The 649-nt window shown below is 57.0% G+C and carries 2 pseudogenes; one reads left to right on the top strand and one right to left on the bottom strand.

Annotated features, from left to right (window positions below):
- Positions 1 to 412 (bottom strand): annotated as a pseudogene (locus OSC10802_RS55270) (hypothetical protein); the annotation flags it as partial.
- Between the two features lie 14 nt (positions 413 to 426).
- On the opposite strand from OSC10802_RS55270, the pseudogene OSC10802_RS55265 reads away from it, so the two are divergent.
- Positions 427 to 649 (top strand): annotated as a pseudogene (locus tag OSC10802_RS55265) (hypothetical protein); the annotation flags it as partial.

The raw sequence follows: 649 nt of genomic DNA, 5'->3' as shown, positions 1-649 counted from the left end.
TACCATTGGTACACACTTTGCTCTCCGAAAATGTCAACCCTAAAGGAGTGGCGGTGGGGTGAGGGCGATCTCCTGATGCTGTCGCCGGTGGGGCAACAGCACTCTCCCCCTGGCCACTTGCTGAAAACTGTGTACCATTGGCACACACTTTTATCTGCGGAAATGTCAACCCCAGAGGGATTGCAGTGGGGTCAGCGCCATCGCCTGATGCTGTCGCCGGTGGGGCAACAGCACTCTCCCCCTGGCCACTTGCTGAAAACTGTGTACCATTGGTACACACTTTGCTCTCAGGAAATGTCAACCCTAAAGGAGTGGCCGTGGGGTGAGGGCAATCTCCTGATGCTGTCGCCGGTGGGGCAACAGCACTCTCCCCCTGGTCAGTGCCGGAAAACTGTGAACCATTGGTACACACTTTTCTCTCCGAAAATGTCAACCCTAAAGGAGTGGCCGTGGGGTGAGGGCAATCTCCTGATGCTGCCGGCGGTGGGGCAACAGCACTCTCCCCCTGGCCACTTGCTGAAAACTGTGTACCATTGGTACACACTTTGCTCTCCGAAAATGTCAACCCTAAAGGAGTGGCCGTGGGGTGAGGGCAATCTCCTGATGCTGTCGCCGGTGGGGCAACAGCACTCTCCCCCTGGCCACTTGC

Origin of the sequence: Kamptonema formosum PCC 10802 (genome assembly GCF_000332335.1) — a bacterium.
GTDB lineage: Bacteria > Cyanobacteriota > Cyanobacteriia > Cyanobacteriales > Oscillatoriaceae > Oscillatoria.
This window is presented reverse-complemented; position numbering and strand designations above follow the sequence as displayed.